Source organism: Georgenia soli, assembly GCF_002563695.1.
GTDB classification, from domain to species: domain Bacteria; phylum Actinomycetota; class Actinomycetes; order Actinomycetales; family Actinomycetaceae; genus Georgenia; species Georgenia soli.
On the sequence record NZ_PDJI01000004.1, the window covers coordinates 3,953,564 to 3,974,700 of the forward strand.

Sequence of the window (21,137 nt, forward strand, 5' to 3'; positions counted from 1 at the left end):
AGCGCGATGACGCTCGTCACACGGGGCCGGACCGTGAAGCCGGACCGTGGGGCCGGTGCGGTACGGGCGGGCCGTCCCGTTAGGCTCGAACGGTGCCTGATCCCGTGTTCCCGCCCGTCGCCGGCCTGGGCCGGCGCCTTCTCGCCCTCGCCGTCGACTGGGCGATCGCCTCCGTGATCAGCGCGGGGTTCTTCGGATTCGACTCCCTCGCTACGCTGGGCATCTTCGCCCTCATGACGTGGCTCATGGTCGGTACCCTCAGCGCCACGATCGGTCACGTCGCCGCGGGCCTGGCCGTCCGCACGGCCGGACGCGGTCCGGCGGGACCGGTGCGCGCGCTGGTGCGCACCGTGCTGCTCTGCCTCGTCATCCCCGCTGTCGTGTGGGGCGGCGACGGCCGGGGGCTGCACGACGTCGCCGCCGGGACGGTCGTCACCCGCATACGCTGACGGGCGGCTCACCCCGCGTACGCCGGCGGCGCGTCACCGGCAGACGCCGACGGCACTGGTCCCGGGCTGCTTGGTGCCGGCGGGGTCGGTGCCGTCGTGGGGCGAGGTCGAGGCTCAGCGGCCGCGCATGCCCTTGCGGTCAGGGCGCGCCTTCATCGGGTCGATGCCCTTGGGGATGGGCATCTTGGTGCTGCCCAGCGCCTGGAGCCGCTTGGCCACCTGGGCCACCTCGGCGGTCGTGAGCGTCTTCTTGAGGCCCTGCACCGTCTTCGTGAGCTTGCCGATGGGCACCTGGCCCTGGTCGTTGCCGTACTGCACGAGGTGCACGGGAACGTTCGGCGCGACCCGGGCGACCTTCCGGCGCTCGTCCTCGAGCATGCGGGTCACACGGTGCGAAGGCCCCTCGGAGACGAGCACGATGCCGGGGCGTCCCACCATCCGGTACACCAGGTCCTGGTGGCGCGGGTTGACGGCGACGGGCTGCTCCTCGATGTTCCACCCGCGGCGGATCTGCCCGAGCACGGCACCGGCCGCCCCGGGCCGTCCGTCGATCTGGGAGTAGCTGGCCCTCCGGGTCTGCGTGGCCAGGACGATCATCATCGCCATCAGGGCCAGCAGCAGCCCGAAGAAGGACATGTAGACCGGGTGGCCCCAGGCGAAGCCGATGCCGAGCGCAATACCCATCACGAGCACGAAGACGCCGACGAGCATCCAGGTGATCGACGGGTTGACCTGCCGCGTGAGGCGGTAGGCGTCACGGATGTTGTGGTACCAGCGCTGCTTCTTCTCCGTGGGTGCGGCGGAGACGTTCTCGCCGTCCTTCTTCTTGCGGGCCATGATGCCCAACGATACCGGCCCGCCGCGGCCGTCCGGACCGGCGGGTCACCGCTCGAGGGCTGCGGCCTCCTGGCGCGACGTCGTCGGCTCGGACAGGTGGGCGAGGGCCGGTGCGCCGGGACGGTCGGGGAGCAGGTCGGTGTCCGGACGCTCGCCGGCCACGACCTCCGCATGGATGAGACGTCGGGGCTCCAGGCCCATCGGCAGTCGACCAGTCCGGTGCCGAGGACCACGCGTTCGAGCTAGTCCGGTGTCGGGTCAGGACGGCCGTGCTCGACCAGCCGCACGAGGAGGTCGCGGAGGGTGGCGAGCTGAACGGGGGAGAGGGCGTCGCCGAGGAGGCTCTCGACGGTGGTCGGGTCGTCCAGCGCGGCCAGGGCGGACCTGCCCGCCTCGGTGATGGCCACGACCTGCCGGCGCCGGTCGGTGGCATGCCTGCGGCGGTCGACGTAGCCGGACCGCTCGAGGCCCGTGAGCATCCGGCTCGTGGTCTGCTCCGTCACGCCGAGGAAGGCGGCGATCTCGCGCTGGGAGCGCGGGCCGCCCGCCAGCACGGCCAGCACGGGCAGGGAGGCGTGGCTGAGGGACCACCGCTCGAGGTAGGCGTCCCACGTGCGTTCGACCCGGCGTGCGGCCGCCGAGAGGAGCCGCCCGGTGGGCCACTGGTCGGGGGCGACGCCGACCCCGGGGCCGGCTCCTGCGCCGCCAGGGCCGCGGGGGCCCGGCCCGGCAGCCGACGTGCCGTCGGCGGTCGAGGCGCCGGCTCTCGGTCCGGCCGCGGCCTGCGGGGGGGTGGTCACGCCTCATCCTTTCAGGTGGTCGGTGCCCGGCCCGACTTGCCGAGCGGTGATCGTTAGCCTCACTATTGATCAGCCTGCTGAGTAACGATCGTCCGCACAACCCGGAGGACTCCGTGACCCGTACCGACCTCCCCGAGACCACCTCCGGGGCCCGGCACCGCTCGGCGCGCTCCGGCGTGGTGCGGGGCCTCGTCGTCCTCGCGGTGCTCGTCGCCTGGCTCGCCGTCGGGGCGTTCGGCGGCATGGCCCAGGGGTCCCTCTCCGAGGTCCAGGAGAACGACAGCGCCGCGTTCCTGCCCGCGGGCGCCGAGTCCACGCGCGCGGACCAGCTCGCCCGGGAGTTCTCCGGAACCGAGTCGTTGCCGGCCCTCGTCGTGCTGCGGCCCACCGACGGGGGCAAGCTCAGCCCGGAGGACCTCGCCGCGGGGCAGGAGCTCGCGGCCGCCGTGCCCCGCGTCGAGCTGCCCGGCGCGGGGCCCCTCGAGGACCACCTGACCGGACCGGTGGTCGCGGTCCCGTCCGAGGACGGCGAGGCGCTGCTCATCCCCGTGTCGCTGGACGGGGACAGCGCGAACACCTTCGTCGGCGAGAACGAGGAACGACTCGTCAACGTCGTGGTGGACCAGCTGCGCGTCCTGGTCGACGACCAGCTCGGCGGTACCGGGCTCGAGGCCTGGGTGACCGGGCCGGCCGGGTTCGTCGCGGACCTGGTCGCCGCCTTCGGCGGGATCGACGGCATCCTGCTCGGCGTCGCGCTCGTCGTCGTCCTGGTCATCCTGTTCGTCGTCTACCGCTCACCCAGCCTGCCGTTCACGGTGCTGCTGACGGCCGTCTTCGCGCTGTGCGCCGCGGCCCTGGTGATCAAGCCCCTGGCGGGCGGCGGGGTGCTGCTTCTCAACGGGCAGAGCCAGGGCATCCTCTCGATCCTGGTCATCGGGGCCGCCACGGACTACTCCCTCCTGCTGGTGGCCCGCTACCGCGAGGAGCTCACGCGGCACGAGCACCCGGCCGACGCCATGCGGGCCGCCTGGCGCGCGTCCCTCGAGCCGATCGCCGCCAGCGCCGGCACGGTCATCGTCGGGCTCCTGTGCCTCCTGCTCTCCGACCTGGGCTCCAACGCGAGCCTCGGGCCGGTGGCGGCCATCGGGATCGCCTCGGCCGTGCTCGCGGCGCTCACCCTGCTGCCGGCCCTCCTCCTCGTGGCGGGCCGACGGTCGAGGTTCGTCTTCTGGCCCCGCATGCCGCACTACGTCGGTGACGACGGCGTCCGGGCCGCGAGCGGCGACGGAACGGTCGCACGCCCGGGCATCTGGGAGCGCGTGGCCGGCTTCGTCGGCTCGCACGCGCGTCCCGTCTGGGTGGTGACCGCGCTGGTCCTGCTCGCCGGCGCGGCGTTCGTGCCGACCCTGCGCGCCGACGGCACCAGCGACACCGACATCTACCTCAAGGAGGTCGAGTCGGTCGCGGGCGAGGAGGTCCTTGCCGAGCACTTCGACGAGGGGACGGTCCAGCCCGCCGTCGTCATCACCGCGGAGGAGAACGCCGCCGAGGTGCTCAAGGCGGCCGAGGGGGTCGACGGGGTGCTCTCGGCCCAGCTCGTCGCGGACCCCGCCGGCGCCCCTGGCGGTGCCGCGGGTGGTCAGCCCGGGGGTGACGCCGAGGCTCCGGCCGGCGCGACGGGTGGTCAGCCCGGCGGCGGTGAGGTCGAGGCCCCGGCCGGCGTTACGGGTGGTCAGCCCGGCGCGAGCGCGACCGGGGAGCCGCTGGTCGTCGACGGCAACGTGCAGATCCGGGTCGTCACCGCGGACGCGGCCGAGACGCAGCAGGCCCTCGTCACCGTCGCCGACCTGCGCGCCGCCGTCCACGAGGCCGACCCCGACGCTCTCGTCGGCGGTGCCGCGGCCCAGCGCCTCGACACCCAGGAGACGGCCGCCCAGGATCTGCGCACGATCATCCCGGTGGTCCTGGTCGCCATCTTCCTCATGCTCGTGCTGCTGCTGCGCTCCGTCGTGGCACCGCTCGTGCTGCTCGCTGCGAACGTGCTCTCCTTCGGCGCCACCATGGGGCTGAGCGCCCTGGTGTTCAACCACGTCCTCGGCTTCCCCGGCGCTGACGCGACCGTCCCGCTGTACGGGTTCGTCTTCCTGGTCGCGCTCGGCATCGACTACTCGATCTTCCTCATGACCCGGGTGCGGGAGGAGTCCCTGCAGCACGGCACCCGGAACGGGGTGGGGCGGGGACTGGCCGTGACCGGCGGCGTGATCACCTCCGCCGGGCTGGTGCTCGCCGCCACGTTCAGCGCCCTCGCGGTGATCCCGCTGCTGTTCCTGGTGCAGCTGGCGTTCATCGTGGCCGCCGGTGTGCTCGTCGACACCTTCGTGGTCCGCACGCTCCTGGTGCCCGGCGCCATCCACGATCTCGGCCGGGTCGCCTGGTGGCCGTGGCAGCGGCGGGTCCCGCAGGACTGATCCACAGGCGGGGCCGCCCGGCCGTCCCTGTGGAGGGCGCGGGCGACGGCGCACGCGACCCTGCTTGGGTCGGTGCATGTCCGTCATCCGCCGGTCCCGCCCCACCCCGGTCACCGAGGTGCCCGGGTACCGACTCGAGACGCCGGTGGGCTTCGGGGCGGGTGGGGCGGTGTGGGGCGCCCGCGACGCGGCGGGCCGACCCGTCGCCGTCTCGTTCGTGACGCTGCCGCCGGGGGAGCGTGGGACCGCCGCGCTGCGCCGGCTCGGTGCCCTCAGGGCGGCGGCGCACCCGCACCTGCCGCGGGTGCTGGACGTCGTGGGACTCGACCCGGCCAGGTGCGCCCTGGTCGCCGAGATCGTCGACGGGCCCACGCTGGCGACCGTCCGTGCTGCGCGCGGAGACCTGCCACCGGAGGCGTCGGCGACCTTGCTGGGCGCGCTCGCCTCCGCGCTGGCCCACCTGCACGACCACGGAGTCGTCCACGGTGACGTCGCCCCGACGAACGTGGTGCTGACCGCGGCCGGGGTCCCCGTGCTCGTCGACCTCGCCGGTGAGGCCTCCCACGAGCGCGGCACACCGGGGTTCGTCGCGCCCGAGCGTCGCAGCGGCTCTCCGGCCAGCACCGCCGCCGACGTGTGGGCACTCGCCCGCGTGGTCAGCTGGGCGGCGGGCGACCGGAGGGGCCCCGGCGACCCGGTAGGCCCCAGCGCCTCGGGAGCCCCCGGCGGACCCGGTGTCGCAGCGTCGCCCGCCGCGGGCCCGCTCACCGCCGCGCTCTCACCGGACCCGGCGCTCCGGCCGTCCGCGCAGGAGCTCGCCCGGTTCGCGGCCACCATGCCGGCCGCGGCGGCGATCGAGCTGCCGTCCGGCGCCGACCTCGCGCAGGCACGGCTCCGGTCCGGCCAGGCGGCCACCGAGGTCGCCCCGTCCCGTCGGCCGCGCGGCAGGCACCGACGGCCGCGCCGGCTGGGTCGACGTCGTGCCGCCCTCGCCGTGACGGCCCTCGCACTGGTGGCGGGCGCCGTACTTCCTGTCCTCGGCGCGACCTCCGCGCCACCGGCGCCGGTCACGCCCGCGGAGGCGTCCGCGCTGGTGCGCGACCTCGTGGCAGCGCGGGACGAGGCGCTGCGCGACGGCCGCACGGAGGTCCTGGCGGAGCTGACGGTCCCGGGGTCTCCCGCCGCGGCGGAGGACGAGCTCCTGGTGGAGCGGCTGCGCACCGCGGGCGTGCGGGCGGAGGGGCTGAGCACCACCGTCGACGAGGTCCGGCTCGTCTCGGCCGACGGCGGCCCCTCGCCGAGCGCCGTCGTGGAGGCGGTGCTGCGTCAGGAGGGGTACCGACTGGTGCCGGCCGACGGGTCCGGCGAGGAGGGCGGGCAGCCCGTGGAGGCGCGGGCGCCGCGCTGCCTGCGCATGGCGCTCAGCGGCCCCGCGCCGTGGCGGCTCAGCGAGGCGTCGACCTGCGGCGGCTCGGCAGGATGAACGGCTCCGGGAAAGGGGCCACCCGGACCCTCGACCACCTCACTCCGAGCGCGCCGAACCGCGGTCGGCCACCCACGGTGCGGCGGCCGCGAGGTCCGGGTGCAGGTAGACCAGGCCGTCGTCGAGGAGCACCCGGGGCGCCACCCGGCGGGAGGCGGCGAGGAAGTCGGCGAAATCGCGCCCGGCGAGGGCCAGCGCCGCCCGGGGGGCCCGCACGACTGCGGGCCGGTGCATGGCCGCGGCCAGGGCGGCCACGACCTCGCCCTGCCTGGCGGCACCGGGGGCGGCGAGGTTGACCGGTCCGGTCACCGACGAGTCGATGAGGTGCAGCTGGGCACGCACGTGGTCGGCCAGCGTGATCCACGGGAACCACTGCCGTCCGCCGGCGATCGGCCCGCCGAGCCCCAGCCGGATGAGCGTGGTGAGCGGGGCGATGGCCCCGCCGGACGGCGCCAGGGCGGGGGCGGTGCGCAGGAGGACCACCTGCGCGCCGGCGTCGGCGGCCGGGGCGGTGGCGGCCTCCCACTGCCGGCAGACGTCGGCCAGGAAGCCGTCGCCGGGGTCGGACGTCTCGGTGAGCACCTCGTCGCCGCGGTCGCCGTAGACGTCGGTGCCGCTCGCCTGCAGGAGACGCACCCGCCGGCCGTCGTGGTCGATCGCCCGGGCGACGGCCTCGGCGAGGATCCGTGTGCCGTCGACCCGGGACCGGAGGATCTCCTCCTTGTAGGCGGCCGTCCACGGCAGCCGGCCCAGGGAGGCGCCGCCCAGGTTCACGACGACGTCCACGCCGTCGAGCGCGGCGCGGTCGAGCGCTCCGGAGGCCGGGTCCCAGCCGACCTCGTCGGGTGCCCTGGGGCCGCGGCGCACCAGACGCCGGACGACGTCGCCGCGGTGCCGGAGGTGGCGGACCAGGTGGTGGCCCAGGAAGCCGGAGGCCCCCGCGACGAGCACGGTGCGGGTGCCGGCGACGGCCGGTGCGGTTCCGGCGGCGTTCACCGCGGTGGTGGCCATGGCCTCACGCTAACGGCGCCCCCGGGCAGATGCCACGGGGCCCCGCACCGTGATGGTGCGGGGCCCCGTGCCGGGCACGCGTCAGCGCGTCACAGACCGACCTCGGCGTCGAAGGCGCCCTCCTCCAGGCGGGCCTTGACGGTCGAGAGGAAGCGGCCGGCGTCGGCGCCGTCGACCAGGCGGTGGTCGTACGTCAGCGACAGGTAGATCATCGAGCGGATGCCGATGGTGTCGTTGCCGTCGGCGTCCGTGACGACCATCGGACGCTTGACGATCGTCCCCACACCGAGGATGGCGACCTCGGGCTGGTTGATGATCGGCGTGTCCAGCAGGAGCCCGGCCGACCCGGTGTTGGTGATCGTGAAGGTCGAGCCGGACAGCTCGTCCGGGGTGACCTTGCTGTCCCGGGTGCGGGCGGCGAGGTCGTTGATCTTCTTGGCGATGCCGCCGATCGTCAGGTCACCGGCGTCCTTGATGACCGGGACCAGCAGGCCGCGCGGGGTGTCGACCGCGATGCCGATGTGCTCGGCGCCGTGGTAGATCACCTGCTCGTCGTCGATCGTCGCGTTGAGCTTCGGGTGCGCCTTGAGGGCCTCCGTCGCCGCCTTGACGAAGAACGGCAGGAAGGTCAGCTTCGTGCCCTCTGCGGCCTGGAACGCGGACTTCGCCCGGGCCCTCAGGGTCGCGATGCGGGTGACGTCCACCTCCACCACGGAGGTCAGCTGGGCGGAGGTGTCCAGCGACTCGCGCATGCGCTTGGAGATGACCTTGCGCAGGCGCGACATCTTCTCGGTCGTGCCGCGCAGCGGGGAGACCTCGACGGGAGCCGGCGTCCTGGCAGGGGCAGACGCCGCGGGCGCCTGGGCCGGTGCCGCTGCGGCGGCCTTCTCGGCGGCGGCCTGCTCGGCCGCTGCCTCGACGTCCTGCTTGCGGATACGGCCCCCCACGCCGGTGCCCTCCACCGTGGACAGGTCCACGTCGAGGTCCGCGGCGAGCTTGCGCACGAGCGGGGTGATGTAGGCGGTGCCGGCGGCGGCCGCGGCCCTCGGCGCCTCACGACGCGTCTCGGCCTTCGGCGCCTGCGGCTCGGCCGGCTGCGCGGCGCCGCTCCGCGGCTGCTGCTTGGGTGCCTCGGCGGCGGGGGCCGGCTCCTCCTTGGGCGCCTCGGCCGCGGGGGCCGGCTCCTCCTTGGGGGCCTCAGCGGCGGGTGCCGCCTCAGCCTTGGGGGCCTCCGCCTTCGGAGCCTCGGCCTGCGGGGCGGCGGATCCGGCCGCGCCCACGATCGCGAGGTCGGTGCCGACCTCGACGGTCTCGTCCTCCTGGACGAGGATCTTCACCACGGTGCCGGCCACGGGGGAGGGCACCTCGGTGTCGACCTTGTCGGTGGAGACCTCCAGAAGCGGCTCGTCGACCTCGACCGTGTCGCCCTCGGCCTTGAGCCAGCGGGTGACGGTGCCCTCGGTGACGGACTCGCCGAGCGCCGGCATCTTCACGGCCTCGCCCGAGGCCTCGCCGCCGGCGGCGGGGGCGGAGGCGGTCGCCTCCTCCTTCGCCTGCTCGGCCGGCCTGGCCTCCTCGGCGGCCGGCTGCGCGGCCTCGACGGCCTCGGCGGCGGGCTGGCCGCCGGCCGCCGGCGCCGTGTCCGGCTCGCCGCTCGTGCCCTGCTCCGCGGGAGCCTGCTCGCCGTCGGAGGAGCCGGACCCGTCACCGATCACGGCGAGGTCCGTGCCGACCTCGACCGTCTCGTCCTCCTCCACGAGGATCTTCTCGACCACGCCGGCGACGGGGGAGGGCACCTCGGTGTCGACCTTGTCGGTGGAGACCTCGAGCAGCGGCTCGTCGACCTCGACCGTCTCCCCGACCGCCTTGAGCCACCGCGTGACGGTGCCCTCGGTGACGGACTCGCCCAGCGCGGGCATCTTCACGGACTCAGACATGTCCTGGAATCTCCTTCGATCGGGTCAGTTGTGCGCGTGCAGCGGCTTGCCGGCGAGGGCCAGGGCGGCCTCGCCCAGCGCCTCGTCCTGCGTCGGGTGGGCGTGGACGAGGGCGGCGACGTCCTCCGGGTAGGCCTCCCAGTTCACGATCAGCTGGCCCTCGCCGATGAGCTCGCCGACACGGGCGCCGAGCATGTGCACCCCGACGATCGGGCCGTCCTTCTCGCGCACGAGCTTGACGAAGCCCTGCGTCTGGAGGATCTGGGACTTGCCGTTGCCGCCGAGGTTGTACTCGAGGGCGAGGACGTTGTCCGCGCCGTAGGCCTCCTTGGCCTCGGCCTCGGTGAGGCCGACGGAGGCGACGTTCGGCTCGCAGTACGTGACCCGGGGGATGCCGGACTCGACGATGGGCGCGGGGTTGAGGCCCGCGATCTCCTCGGCGACGAAGATGCCCTGCTGGAAGCCACGGTGGGCGAGCTGGAGACCGGGGACGATGTCGCCGACTGCGTAGACGTTGCCCACGCCCGTGTGCAGGCGCTCGTTCGTGAGCACGAAGCCGCGCTCCATGGGGATGCCGTTCTCCTCGTACCCGAGGTTGGCGGTGGCGGGGCCGCGGCCGACGGCGACGAGGAGGATCTCGGCCTCGAAGGTCTTCCCGTCCTGGGTGGTGACCTTCACGCCGTCGTCGGTCTGCTCGACGCCGGAGAACATGGTCTTGGTGTGGAAGGCGATCTTGCGCTTGCGGAACGCGCGCTCCAGCCCCTTGGACAGGGCCACGTCCTCGTTCGGGACCAGGTTCGGCAGGCCCTCGATGATGGTGACGTCGGTGCCGAAGGAGTTCCAGACGGAGGCGAACTCGACGCCGATGACGCCGCCGCCGAGGACGATCGCGCTCTTCGGGACGAAGTCCAGCTCCAGGGCCTGCTCGGAGGTCAGCACGCGGCCGCCGATCTCGAGGCCGGGCAGCGACTTGGAGTAGGAGCCGGAGGCCAGGATGACGTGCTTGCCCTTGTACCGGGTGCCGTCGACCTCGACCGTGTCCTGCGAGACGAGCTTGCCCCACCCGTTGACGAGGTTGACCTTGCGGGAGGAGACGAGCCCCTGCAGGCCCTTGTAGAGGCGGTTGACGATGCCCTCCTTGAAGGAGTTCACCGCGCTGACGTCGATGCCCTCGAGGGAGCTCTTGACGCCCACGCCCGCGCTCTCGCGGATGGTGTCGGCCACCTCGGCGGAGTGGAGCAGCGCCTTGGTCGGGATGCAGCCGCGGTGCAGGCAGGTGCCGCCGAGCTTGTCGGCCTCGATCAGGGCGACCGTCAGGTCGAGCTCGGCCGCCCGGAGCGCCGCCGCGTAGCCGCCGCTACCCGCCCCCAGGATGACGATGTCGTACTCCTGCGTATCAGCCACGTACCTCTCCTTGAGCGCACAAATGACCCTGACTGGGTCCGGTTCGCGGCCATTCTTCCACCCAAACCTCGTCCAGGCCCATTCGTCCCATGCCGCGAGCGTCACACCGCAGGGGTGCGGTGCGTCACATGCGGGCCGCGAGGACAGGAGCGAGCGGGCGGGCGCACGACGTCGAGCGCCCGCCTTCGCCCTCGGGGCACCGTCAGGCCCGGGCGGCGGCCTCGAGCACGCCGAGCAGGGTGCGCAGGCCCATGCCGGTGCCGCCCTTGGGGGTGTAGCCGTAGGGGCCGCCCTCGTTGTAGGCGGGACCGGCCACGTCGAGGTGGGCCCAGGGGAGGTCGCCGACGAACTCCTTCAGGAACAGCCCGGCCACGAGCATGCCGCCGTACCGGTCGCCCATGTTGGCGATGTCGGCGACCGGCGACTTCAGCGACTCGCGCAGCTCCTCGGGCAGCGGCATCGGCCAGAACTGCTCGCCGACCCCCTGCGCGGCCGCCACGACCTCCTCACGGGTGGCGTCGGTGCCCATGACGGCCCCCACGCGGGCGCCGAGCGCCACCATCTGCGCGCCGGTGAGGGTCGCGATGTCGATGATCGCGTCGGGGTTCTCCTCGCGGGCCGCGGCGAGTGCGTCGGCCATGACGAGACGACCCTCGGCGTCGGTGTTGAGCACCTCGACGGTGGTGCCGTCACGCATGGTGACGACGTCGGAGGGCCGCTGCGCGCCGCCGCCGGGCATGTTCTCCGCGAGGGCGAGCCAGCCGGTCACTTTGACCGGCAGGTCCAGCGCCGCGGCCGCGAGCACGGTGTGCAGGACGGTGGCGGCGCCCGCCATGTCGTCCTTCATGTTCTCCATGCCCTTGGCGGGCTTGAGGGACAGGCCGCCGGAGTCGAAGGTGATGCCCTTGCCGACGAGGGAGTAGTGCGCACGGGCACGGGCGGGGGAGTGGACGACCTTGACCAGGCGCGGCGGGCGGGCGGAGCCCTGGCCGACACCGAGGATGCCGCCGTAGCCGCCCGCGGCGAGCTGCTTCTCGTCGAGCACCGTGACCTTCACGCGCGAACCCTTGGCCGCGGCGAGCGCCTCCTCGGCGAAGGACTGCGGGTACAGGTGCTTCGGGGAGGCGTTGACCAGGTCCCGGACGCCGCGCACGCCGTCGGCCACGGCCTGCGCGCGGGCCAGGGCGGCACGGGTCTCCTTCTGCCGGGCCGCCGGGGTCGCGAGCTCGATGCGGGCCACGGGCGCGGGGTCGCTCGTGCGGTAGTGGTCGAAGCGGTAGGCACCCAGCAGCGCACCCTCGGCGACGGCACCCACCTGTGCGGCGTCGTCGGCGGGCAGGGCGAGGACGACGTCGGCGGAGCCGGCGAGCGAGCGCACGGCGGCGCCGGCCGCGCGGCGCAGCGCCTCCGGACCCACCTGACCGTCGGTGACCTTGCCCACGCCGGTGAGGACCACGACGGTAGCGGCCAGCTCCTCGCCGGCGGGGAGCCGGACGACCTCGTCGCCCTTGCCCGTCACGCCGAGCGCAGGCAGCAGAGCGCCAAGGGGCGCAAGGACCTTCGGCGGCAGGCCGGCCGCCAGGAGGCGGGGGCCGTCGTCGTCCTGGGCGACGGCGAGGACGATCGCGTCGGCGCTCGTGCGGGCGGGGTCCTTGGTGCTGAGCTTGAGGTCGGTCACGATCCCGAATGCTAGCCCGGCCGCCGCCGGGCGGTAATCTCCCGGGGTGCTCCCCACCGTCCTGATCACCTCGGTCCTCGCCGCCGCGCTCGGCCTGTGGGCGGCGTGGTACGCGGTGCGGGACCGCCCCGTGCTCTTCAAGCAGCTGGTCGGCGCGGGGGCCGTCGAGGCCGCCCTGCTCGCCCAGGTCGTCGTCGCCCTCGTGGCCGGGGCCGGCGGGCACGTCCCCAGCGAGCCGTGGACGTTCTGGGGCTACCTCGTCACCGCGCTGTTCCTGCTGCCGGTGGCGGCGGTGTGGGCGATGGCGGACCGTACCCGTACGAGCTCGGTGGCGCTGCTGGTCGTCTGCGTCGCCATCCTGGCGATGCAGGCGCGGGTGTGGCAGGTGTGGACGGCGTGAGCGGAGACGAGATGAGCACCAACGACGAGGCCGCCGTGCGGTCGCGGCCCGAACGCGAGGAGGTCGTCACGACCTCCGCCGTGGACACCCGGCGCCCGGCCTTCGGCCTGGGGCGCGTCCTGATCCTGGTGTACGGCATCTTCGCCGTCGCGGCCACGGCCCGGGCGGGCGTGCAGCTGATCACCAAGGCGGACGAGGCGCCGCTCGCCTACGGGCTGTCCGCCCTCGCCGGCGTCGTGTACGTGGTCGCCACCGTCGCGCTCGCCCACAACGGCCGCCGCATGCGGCGCGTCGGCTGGACCGCCGTGGTCTTCGAGCTGGTCGGGGTGCTGACGGTGGGCACGCTGAGCGTGGTCAGCCCCGAGCTGTTCCCCGACGACACGGTCTGGTCCGGCTTCGGCAGCGGCTACGGGTACGTGCCGGCGGTCCTGCCGCTGCTCGGCATCGCCTGGTTGTGGCACTCCAGCCCGGCCCGGATCGCCGCACGCGCCGACCGCGGCTGACCAGCCCTGGTCCGCGGCGCCGGGCGGTGCCGCAGGACCCGCCGGGGTCGCGGGTAGGCTCGCGCGACGTGTACCGGCTCCTCTTCCGCACCCTGGCCGTCCGTGTCGACCCTGAGCGTGCGCACCTGCTCGCGCTCGGGCTGATTCGCACCGTCTCCCGTGTCCCGGTGCTCTCCGACGCCGTCCGTGCGACCCTCGGCCGTCGCCCCGACGTCCCGGTGCCCGCGGCCGCCGACGGCGGTCCCCTCGCACGCCCCGTCCCCGGGGTCCTCGGCCTGGCGGCCGGGATGGACAAGGACGCGGACACGGTGCTGGGCATGGACATGATCGGGTTCGGCTTCGTCGAGGTCGGCACGGTCACCGCCCGGCCCCAGCCGGGCAACGAGCGGCCGCGCCTGTGGCGTCACGTCGAGCTCGGCGCCCTGCGCAACCGCATGGGGTTCAACAACCGCGGGGCCACCGCCGCCGGCGAGCAGCTGCGGCGCCTGCGCCGCTCCCGGCGGGGCCGTTCCGTCGTCGTCGGGGCGAACATCGGCAAGAGCAAGGTCACCCCGCTCGACGGCGCCGTCGCCGACTACGAGACGAGCGCCCGGGAGGTCGCCCGGTGGGCCGACTACCTCGTCGTCAACGTCTCCTCACCGAACACGCCCGGCCTGCGCGACCTGCAGGCCGTGGACTCGCTGCGCCCGATCCTCGCCGCCGTGCGCCGGGCCGCCGACGAGTCCGCCGGGCGCGCGGTCCCGCTGTTCGTCAAGATCGCGCCGGACCTCTCCGACGACGACGTCGACGCGGTCGCGGACCTGGCGCTGGAGCTCGGGCTCGCCGGCGTGGTGGCGACCAACACCACCGTGAACCACGACCTCGGGCCCGGCGGGCTGTCCGGCTCGCCGCTGCGGGAGCGCTCGCTCGCCGTCGTCTCGCGGCTGCGCGGGCGGCTGGGGGAGCGGGGCACCATCATCGGCGTCGGGGGCATCTCGACCGAGGCCGACGCCCGCGCGATGATCGCCGCCGGCGCCGACCTGCTGCAGGCCTACTCCGCGTTCGTCTACGAGGGCCCGGCGTGGCCGGGCCGGATCAACCGGGCCCTCGGGCGACGCTGAGCCGCGCGGCTCAGGCGGGGTGCTCGCCCCGCGCCCACCTGGGGCTTCGTCAGGCGGGGTACTCGCCCCGCCCCACCTGGGGCTTGGGCTGACGCATGCGGCGGAAGTAGAAGCTGCGCCCGAACGCGTAGAACCCGGTCCACGGCTGGATCTGGTCGGCGCCGAACTTCTTGCGCAGCCGGCGCTTGAGCAGCTGGACCATGATCAGGGAGTCGACGATCGCGACGAGCAGGACCCCGTACATGCCCAGCACCAGGGCGTTGGCGAGCTGCGGGAACTGCCCGGCGAACATCATCGCCACGATCATCACCAGCGCGAGCGGCATGAAGAACTCGGCGATCGACCAGCGTGCGTCGACGTAGTCGCGGGCGTACCGGCGCACCGGTCCCTTGTCGCGCAGCGGGAGGTAGCGCTCGTCGCCGGTGACCATCGCCTGGCGCTGCTTCATGTAGGCCTCGTTGCGCTGCTCGCGCGCGATCCGACGGGCCTCCTTGCGGTCGTCCGGCACGAGCGGGCGCCGGTTGCGGGCCTCGGCCTCCCTGCGCGTGGGCGTGGGGCGGCCCTTCCCGCCGGCGGTCTCGACGGGCTGCGGCTCAGGCTCGACGGGGGTCTTCTTGCGTCCGATCACCCCAGCAGGGTAGTCGAGCCGTGGAACCGGACGGGCGACTACCCTCGCTCGGGTGACCACCGTCGACGAACTCGCCCGCCGCACCCACGAGGCCTTCGGCCGCGTCCGTTCCGACCTCGAGGACCTCGTGCGCATCCCCAGCGTCTCCTCGCCGGCCTTCGACCAGGCGCACGTGCGTGCCAGCGCGGAGGCGGTCGCCGCCCTGCTGCGCGACGCCGGCATGCCGCAGGTCGACGTCCTGGAGGTGGAGCTGCCCGACGGCGGGAAGGGACGTCCCGCCGTCGTCGCCCACCGGCCGGGTCCCGACGGCGCACCCACCGTCCTCCTCTACGCGCACCACGACGTCCAGCCCCCGGGCGACCCCGCCGGCTGGACCTCGGACCCGTTCGAGCCGACGCAGCGGGGCGAGCGGCTCTACGGCCGCGGCGCGGCGGACGACAAGGCCGGGATCATGGCGCACGTCGGGGCCCTGCGGGTCCTCGGCGACGAGCTCGCCGTGGGCGTGACCGTCTTCGTCGAGGGTGAGGAGGAGATCGGCTCCCCGACCTTCACCCCGTTCCTGCAGGCCTACCGCGACCGCCTGGAGGCGGACGTCATCGTCGTCGCGGACTCCAGCAACTGGAAGGTGGGCGTGCCCGCCCTGACCACGTCGCTGCGGGGCCTCGTCGACTGTGAGGTCGAGGTGCGGGTGCTCGGGCACGCCGTCCACTCCGGGATGTTCGGCGGCCCTGTGCTCGACGCCGTCACCGCTGAATGTCCCGCCTGGTCGCGACGCTGCACGACGAACAACGGCGACGTGGCCGTGGCCGGGGCTCGCCTCCCGCGACGAGGCCGACGTCGAGGCCGAATGACCGAGAATGCCGGCTTTCGTCCACATGCGGGCGGCGAACGGGCCGGTGCCGGCGAGGCGGTAGCCGTCCACCCCGCCGCGTCGGAGCGGAACTGGTCCTCGGGGTAGTCGACGTCGGCCTCGTCGCGGGAGGCGAGCCCGGCCACGGCCACGTCGCCGTTGTCGTCGTGCAGCGTCGCGACCAGGCGGGACATCAGCGTGACGGCGTCGAGCACAGGGCCGCCGAACATCCCGGAGTGGACGGCGTGCCCGAGCACCCGCACCTCGACCTCACAGTCGACGAGGCCCCGCAGCGACGTGGTCAGGGCGGGCACGCCCACCTTCCAGTTGCTGGAGTCCGCGACGACGATGACGTCCGCCTCCAGGCGGTCGCGGTAGGCCTGCAGGAACGGGGTGAAGGTCGGGGAGCCGATCTCCTCCTCACCCTCGACGAAGACGGTCACGCCCACGGCGAGCTCGTCGCCGAGGACCCGCAGGGCCCCGACGTGCGCCATGATCCCGGCCTTGTCGTCCGCCGCGCCGCGGCCGTAGAGCCGCTCGCCCCGCTGCGTCGGCTCGAACGGGTCCGAGGTCCAGCCGGCGGGGTCGCCCGGGGGCTGGACGTCGTGGTGCGCGTAGAGGAGGACGGTGGGTGCGCCGTCGGGACCCGGCCGGTGGGCGACGACGGCGGGACGTCCCTTCCCGCCGTCGGGCAGCTCCACCTCCAGGACGTCGACCTGCGGCATGCCGGCGTCGCGCAGCAGGGCGGCGACCGCCTCCGCGCTGGCACGCACGTGCGCCTGGTCGAAGGCCGGCGAGGAGACGCTGGGGATGCGCACGAGGTCCTCGAGGTCGGAACGGACGCGGCCGAAGGCCTCGTGGGTGCGGCGGGCGAGTTCGTCGACGGTGGTCACCCGAGCGAGGGTAGTCGCCCGTCCGGTTCCACGGCTCGACTACCCTGCTGGGGTGATCGGACGCAAGAAGACCCCCGTCGAGCCTGAGCCGCAGCCCGTCGAGACCGCCGGCGGGAAGGGCCGCCCCACGCCCACGCGCAGGGAGGCCGAGGCCCGCAACCGGCGCCCGCTCGTGCCGGACGACCGCAAGGAGGCCCGTCGGATCGCGCGCGAGCAGCGCAACGAGGCCTACATGAAGCAGCGCCAGGCGATGGTCACCGGCGACGAGCGCTACCTCCCGCTGCGCGACAAGGGACCGGTGCGCCGGTACGCCCGCGACTACGTCGACGCACGCTGGTCGATCGCCGAGTTCTTCATGCCGCTCGCGCTGGTGATGATCGTGGCGATGATGTTCGCCGGGCAGTTCCCGCAGCTCGCCAACGCCCTGGTGCTGGGCATGTACGGGGTCCTGCTCGTCGCGATCGTCGACTCCCTGATCATGGTCCAGCTGCTCAAGCGCCGGCTGCGCAAGAAGTTCGGCGCCGACCAGATCCAGCCGTGGACCGGGTTCTACGCGTTCGGGCGCAGCTTCTACTTCCGCCGCATGCGTCAGCCCAAGCCCCAGGTGGGGCGGGGCGAGTACCCCGCCTGACGAAGCCCCAGGTGGGCGCGGGGCGAGCACCCCGCCTGAGCCGCGCGGCTCAGCGTCGCCCGAGGGCCCGGTTGATCCGGCCCGGCCACGCCGGGCCCTCGTAGACGAACGCGGAGTAGGCCTGCAGCAGGTCGGCGCCGGCGGCGATCATCGCGCGGGCGTCGGCCTCGGTCGAGATGCCCCCGACGCCGATGATGGTGCCCCGCTCCCCCAGCCGCCCGCGCAGCCGCGAGACGACGGCGAGCGAGCGCTCCCGCAGCGGCGAGCCGGACAGCCCGCCGGGCCCGAGGTCGTGGTTCACGGTGGTGTTGGTCGCCACCACGCCGGCGAGCCCGAGCTCCAGCGCCAGGTCCGCGACCGCGTCGACGTCGTCGTCGGAGAGGTCCGGCGCGATCTTGACGAACAGCGGGACCGCGCGCCCGGCGGACTCGTCGGCGGCCCGGCGCACGGCGGCGAGGATCGGGCGCAGCGAGTCCACGGCCTGCAGGTCGCGCAGGCCGGGCGTGTTCGGTGAGGAGACGTTGACGACGAGGTAGTCGGCCCACCGGGCGACCTCCCGGGCGCTCGTCTCGTAGTCGGCGACGGCGCCGTCGAGCGGGGTGACCTTGCTCTTGCCGATGTTCGCCCCGACGACGACGGAACGGCCCCGCCGGGAGCGGCGCAGGCGCCGCAGCTGCTCGCCGGCGGCGGTGGCCCCGCGGTTGTTGAACCCCATGCGGTTGCGCAGGGCGCCGAGCTCGACGTGACGCCACAGGCGCGGCCGCTCGTTGCCCGGCTGGGGCCGGGCGGTGACCGTGCCGACCTCGACGAAGCCGAACCCGATCATGTCCATGCCCAGCACCGTGTCCGCGTCCTTGTCCATCCCGGCCGCCAGGCCGAGGACCCCGGGGACGGGGCGTGCGAGGGGACCGCCGTCGGCGGCCGCGGGCACCGGGACGTCGGGGCGACGGCCGAGGGTCGCACGGACGGCGTCGGAGAGCACCGGGACACGGGAGACGGTGCGAATCAGCCCGAGCGCGAGCAGGTGCGCACGCTCAGGGTCGACACGGACGGCCAGGGTGCGGAAGAGGAGCCGGTACACGTCGCGCGAGCCTACCCGCGACCCCGGCGGGTCCTGCGGCACCGCCCGGCGCCGCGGACCAGGGCTGGTCAGCCGCGGTCGGCGCGTGCGGCGATCCGGGCCGGGCTGGAGTGCCACAACCAGGCGATGCCGAGCAGCGGCAGGACCGCCGGCACGTACCCGTAGCCGCTGCCGAAGCCGGACCAGACCGTGTCGTCGGGGAACAGCTCGGGGCTGACCACGCTCAGCGTGCCCACCGTCAGCACCCCGACCAGCTCGAAGACCACGGCGGTCCAGCCGACGCGCCGCATGCGGCGGCCGTTGTGGGCGAGCGCGACGGTGGCGACCACGTACACGACGCCGGCGAGGGCGGACAGCCCGTAGGCGAGCGGCGCCTCGTCCGCCTTGGTGATCAGCTGCACGCCCGCCCGGGCCGTGGCCGCGACGGCGAAGATGCCGTACACCAGGATCAGGACGCGCCCCAGGCCGAAGGCCGGGCGCCGGGTGTCCACGGCGGAGGTCGTGACGACCTCCTCGCGTTCGGGCCGCGACCGCACGGCGGCCTCGTCGTTGGTGCTCATCTCGTCTCCGCTCACGCCGTCCACACCTGCCACACCCGCGCCTGCATCGCCAGGATGGCGACGCAGACGACCAGCAGCGCCACCGAGCTCGTACGGGTACGGTCCGCCATCGCCCACACCGCCGCCACCGGCAGCAGGAACAGCGCGGTGACGAGGTAGCCCCAGAACGTCCACGGCTCGCTGGGGACGTGCCCGCCGGCCCCGGCCACGAGGGCGACGACGACCTGGGCGAGCAGGGCGGCCTCGACGGCCCCCGCGCCGACCAGCTGCTTGAAGAGCACGGGGCGGTCCCGCACCGCGTACCACGCCGCCCACAGGCCGAGCGCGGCGGCGAGGACCGAGGTGATCAGGACGGTGGGGAGCACCCCGGGAGATTACCGCCCGGCGGCGGCCGGGCTAGCATTCGGGATCGTGACCGACCTCAAGCTCAGCACCAAGGACCCCGCCCGCACGAGCGCCGACGCGATCGTCCTCGCCGTCGCCCAGGACGACGACGGCCCCCGCCTCCTGGCGGCCGGCCTGCCGCCGAAGGTCCTTGCGCCCCTTGGCGCTCTGCTGCCTGCGCTCGGCGTGACGGGCAAGGGCGACGAGGTCGTCCGGCTCCCCGCCGGCGAGGAGCTGGCCGCTACCGTCGTGGTCCTCACCGGCGTGGGCAAGGTCACCGACGGTCAGGTGGGTCCGGAGGCGCTGCGCCGCGCGGCCGGCGCCGCCGTGCGCTCGCTCGCCGGCTCCGCCGACGTCGTCCTCGCCCTGCCCGCCGACGACGCCGCACAGGTGGGTGCCGTCGCCGAGGGTGCGCTGCTGGGTGCCTACCGCTTCGACCACTACCGCACGAGCGACCCCGCGCCCGTGGCCCGCATCGAGCTCGCGACCCCGGCCCGGCAGAAGGAGACCCGTGCCGCCCTGGCCCGCGCGCAGGCCGTGGCCGACGGCGTGCGCGGCGTCCGGGACCTGGTCAACGCCTCCCCGAAGCACCTGTACCCGCAGTCCTTCGCCGAGGAGGCGCTCGCCGCGGCCAAGGGTTCGCGCGTGAAGGTCACGGTGCTCGACGAGAAGCAGCTCGCCGCGGGCGGCTACGGCGGCATCCTCGGTGTCGGCCAGGGCTCCGCCCGCCCGCCGCGCCTGGTCAAGGTCGTCCACTCCCCCGCCCGTGCCCGTGCGCACTACTCCCTCGTCGGCAAGGGCATCACCTTCGACTCCGGCGGCCTGTCCCTCAAGCCCGCCAAGGGCATGGAGAACATGAAGGACGACATGGCGGGCGCCGCCACCGTCCTGCACACCGTGCTCGCGGCCGCGGCGCTGGACCTGCCGGTCAAAGTGACCGGCTGGCTCGCCCTCGCGGAGAACATGCCCGGCGGCGGCGCGCAGCGGCCCTCCGACGTCGTCACCATGCGTGACGGCACCACCGTCGAGGTGCTCAACCGACGCCGAGGGTCGTCTCGTCATGGCCGACGCACTCGCCGCGGCCCGCGAGGAGAACCCCGACGCGATCATCGACATCGCGACCCTCACCGGCGCGCAGATGGTGGCGCTCGGCGCCCGCGTGGGGGCCGTCATGGGCACCGACGCCACCCGTGAGGAGGTCGTGGCGGCCGCGCAGGGGGTCGGCGAGCAGTTCTGGCCGATGCCGCTGCCCGAGGAGCTGCGCGAGTCGCTGAAGTCGCCGGTCGCCGACATCGCCAACATGGGCGACCGGTACGGCGGCATGCTCGTGGCCGGGCTGTTCCTGAAGGAGTTCGTCGGCGACCTCCCTGGGCCCACCTCGACGTGGCCGGTCCCGCCTACAACGAGGGCGGCCCCTACGGCTACACCCCCAAGGGCGGCACCGGCATGGGCCTGCGCACCCTGCTCGGCGTGCTCGAGGCCGCCGCCCGGGCCTGACGGTGCCCCGAGGGCGAAGGCGGGCGCTCGACGTCGTGCGCCCGCCCGCTCGCTCCTGTCCTCGCGGCCCGCATGTGACGCACCGCACCCCTGCGGTGTGACGCTCGCGGCATGGGACGAATGGGCCTGGACGAGGTTTGGGTGGAAGAATGGCCGCGAACCGGACCCAGTCAGGGTCATTTGTGCGCTCAAGGAGAGGTACGTGGCTGATACGCAGGAGTACGACATCGTCATCCTGGGGGCGGGTAGCGGCGGCTACGCGGCGGCGCTCCGGGCGGCCGAGCTCGACCTGACGGTCGCCCTGATCGAGGCCGACAAGCTCGGCGGCACCTGCCTGCACCGCGGCTGCATCCCGACCAAGGCGCTGCTCCACTCCGCCGAGGTGGCCGACACCATCCGCGAGAGCGCGGGCGTGGGCGTCAAGAGCTCCCTCGAGGGCATCGACGTCAGCGCGGTGAACTCCTTCAAGGAGGGCATCGTCAACCGCCTCTACAAGGGCCTGCAGGGGCTCGTCTCCTCCCGCAAGGTCAACCTCGTCAACGG

19 protein-coding genes and 3 pseudogenes are annotated in these 21,137 nt (G+C 74.2%); 10 read left to right on the plus strand and 12 right to left on the minus strand.

Annotated features, from left to right (window positions below; genetic code table 11):
* Window positions 1-92 precede the first annotated feature (92 nt).
* Window positions 93-449, plus strand: coding sequence for an RDD family protein (locus tag ATJ97_RS19200; RefSeq protein WP_143427085.1), 357 nt, complete (start codon window positions 93-95; stop codon window positions 447-449).
* A 114-nt stretch (window positions 450-563) separates the two neighbouring features.
* Here ATJ97_RS19200 and ATJ97_RS19205 read toward each other — a convergent pair whose 3' ends face one another.
* The 3 genes from ATJ97_RS19205 to ATJ97_RS19210 are packed head-to-tail and all read right to left on the minus strand — an operon-like array spanning window position 564 to window position 2,086.
* Entirely contained in the window at window positions 564-1,286 is a 723-nt protein-coding gene (locus ATJ97_RS19205; protein ID WP_098485123.1) for a DUF4191 domain-containing protein, read from the minus strand.
* Between the two features lie 45 nt (window positions 1,287-1,331).
* Complete coding sequence (locus ATJ97_RS19935; protein WP_170037590.1) at window positions 1,332-1,487, minus strand: hypothetical protein; 156 nt, start codon at window positions 1,485-1,487, stop codon at window positions 1,332-1,334.
* Window positions 1,488-1,528: 41 nt separating this feature from the next.
* Complete coding sequence (locus ATJ97_RS19210) at window positions 1,529-2,086, minus strand: MarR family winged helix-turn-helix transcriptional regulator (protein WP_098485124.1); 558 nt, start codon at window positions 2,084-2,086, stop codon at window positions 1,529-1,531.
* Window positions 2,087-2,199: 113 nt separating this feature from the next.
* On the opposite strand from ATJ97_RS19210, the gene ATJ97_RS19215 reads away from it, so the two are divergent.
* Window positions 2,200-4,554, plus strand: coding sequence for an MMPL family transporter (locus ATJ97_RS19215; RefSeq protein ID WP_245862761.1), 2,355 nt, complete (start codon window positions 2,200-2,202; stop codon window positions 4,552-4,554).
* A gap of 76 nt (window positions 4,555-4,630) precedes the next feature.
* On the plus strand, window positions 4,631-6,037 hold the full coding sequence (locus ATJ97_RS19220) for a protein kinase domain-containing protein (protein ID WP_098485125.1): 1,407 nt from the start codon (window positions 4,631-4,633) through the stop codon (window positions 6,035-6,037).
* Between the two features lie 39 nt (window positions 6,038-6,076).
* On the opposite strand, the gene ATJ97_RS19225 is transcribed toward ATJ97_RS19220, so the two are convergent.
* From ATJ97_RS19225 to ATJ97_RS19240, 4 genes are all read right to left on the minus strand, one after another.
* A complete protein-coding gene (locus tag ATJ97_RS19225; protein ID WP_098485126.1) occupies window positions 6,077-7,048 on the minus strand; it encodes a TIGR01777 family oxidoreductase in 972 nt (323 codons plus the stop codon).
* Window positions 7,049-7,137: 89 nt separating this feature from the next.
* The gene (gene sucB, locus ATJ97_RS19230) at window positions 7,138-8,985 is read right to left on the minus strand and encodes a 2-oxoglutarate dehydrogenase, E2 component, dihydrolipoamide succinyltransferase (protein ID WP_098485127.1); all 1,848 of its coding nucleotides are present in this window, start codon (window positions 8,983-8,985) and stop codon (window positions 7,138-7,140) included.
* A gap of 24 nt (window positions 8,986-9,009) precedes the next feature.
* Entirely contained in the window at window positions 9,010-10,389 is a 1,380-nt protein-coding gene (gene lpdA, locus ATJ97_RS19235) for a dihydrolipoyl dehydrogenase (RefSeq protein WP_098482234.1), read from the minus strand.
* 202 nt (window positions 10,390-10,591) lie between these two features.
* Window positions 10,592-12,067, minus strand: a complete 1,476-nt coding sequence (locus ATJ97_RS19240) for a leucyl aminopeptidase (RefSeq protein ID WP_098482235.1) — start codon at window positions 12,065-12,067, stop codon at window positions 10,592-10,594.
* 46 nt (window positions 12,068-12,113) lie between these two features.
* On the opposite strand from ATJ97_RS19240, the gene ATJ97_RS19245 reads away from it, so the two are divergent.
* The 3 genes from ATJ97_RS19245 (at window position 12,114) to ATJ97_RS19255 (ending at window position 14,070) form a co-directional block, all read left to right on the plus strand.
* Window positions 12,114-12,467 carry a hypothetical protein gene (locus tag ATJ97_RS19245; RefSeq protein ID WP_098482236.1) on the plus strand — a complete coding sequence of 118 codons (354 nt, stop codon included), beginning with the start codon at window positions 12,114-12,116 and terminating at the stop codon, window positions 12,465-12,467.
* Between the two features lie 11 nt (window positions 12,468-12,478).
* Window positions 12,479-12,970, plus strand: a complete 492-nt coding sequence (locus ATJ97_RS19250; RefSeq protein WP_245861972.1) for a hypothetical protein — start codon at window positions 12,479-12,481, stop codon at window positions 12,968-12,970.
* Between the two features lie 68 nt (window positions 12,971-13,038).
* Entirely contained in the window at window positions 13,039-14,070 is a 1,032-nt protein-coding gene (locus ATJ97_RS19255; RefSeq protein ID WP_098482237.1) for a quinone-dependent dihydroorotate dehydrogenase, read from the plus strand.
* A gap of 49 nt (window positions 14,071-14,119) precedes the next feature.
* Here ATJ97_RS19255 and ATJ97_RS19260 read toward each other — a convergent pair whose 3' ends face one another.
* Window positions 14,120-14,698, minus strand: coding sequence for a DUF3043 domain-containing protein (locus ATJ97_RS19260; RefSeq protein ID WP_170037045.1), 579 nt, complete (start codon window positions 14,696-14,698; stop codon window positions 14,120-14,122).
* A gap of 52 nt (window positions 14,699-14,750) precedes the next feature.
* Between ATJ97_RS19260 and ATJ97_RS19265 the strand changes: the two are divergent.
* Window positions 14,751-15,515: pseudogene (locus ATJ97_RS19265) on the plus strand (M20/M25/M40 family metallo-hydrolase); the annotation flags it as partial.
* Between the two features lie 39 nt (window positions 15,516-15,554).
* On the opposite strand, the pseudogene ATJ97_RS19270 reads toward ATJ97_RS19265, so the two are convergent.
* Window positions 15,555-16,441: pseudogene (locus ATJ97_RS19270) on the minus strand (M20/M25/M40 family metallo-hydrolase); the annotation flags it as partial.
* Window positions 16,442-16,493: 52 nt separating this feature from the next.
* Between ATJ97_RS19270 and ATJ97_RS19275 the strand changes: the two are divergent.
* The gene (locus ATJ97_RS19275; protein ID WP_170037045.1) at window positions 16,494-17,072 is read left to right on the plus strand and encodes a DUF3043 domain-containing protein; all 579 of its coding nucleotides are present in this window, start codon (window positions 16,494-16,496) and stop codon (window positions 17,070-17,072) included.
* A gap of 49 nt (window positions 17,073-17,121) precedes the next feature.
* On the opposite strand, the gene ATJ97_RS19280 is transcribed toward ATJ97_RS19275, so the two are convergent.
* The 3 genes from ATJ97_RS19280 to ATJ97_RS19290 form a co-directional block, all read right to left on the minus strand.
* A complete protein-coding gene (locus ATJ97_RS19280; RefSeq protein WP_098482237.1) occupies window positions 17,122-18,153 on the minus strand; it encodes a quinone-dependent dihydroorotate dehydrogenase in 1,032 nt (343 codons plus the stop codon).
* Between the two features lie 68 nt (window positions 18,154-18,221).
* Window positions 18,222-18,713, minus strand: a complete 492-nt coding sequence (locus tag ATJ97_RS19285) for a hypothetical protein (protein WP_245861972.1) — start codon at window positions 18,711-18,713, stop codon at window positions 18,222-18,224.
* 11 nt (window positions 18,714-18,724) lie between these two features.
* Window positions 18,725-19,078, minus strand: a complete 354-nt coding sequence (locus ATJ97_RS19290; protein WP_098482236.1) for a hypothetical protein — start codon at window positions 19,076-19,078, stop codon at window positions 18,725-18,727.
* Window positions 19,079-19,124: 46 nt separating this feature from the next.
* On the opposite strand from ATJ97_RS19290, the pseudogene ATJ97_RS19295 reads away from it, so the two are divergent.
* Window positions 19,125-20,594: pseudogene (locus ATJ97_RS19295) on the plus strand (leucyl aminopeptidase).
* 202 nt (window positions 20,595-20,796) lie between these two features.
* On the plus strand, window positions 20,797-21,137 hold a 341-nt coding region (locus tag ATJ97_RS19300; RefSeq protein ID WP_143427086.1), incomplete at its 3' end, for an FAD-dependent oxidoreductase.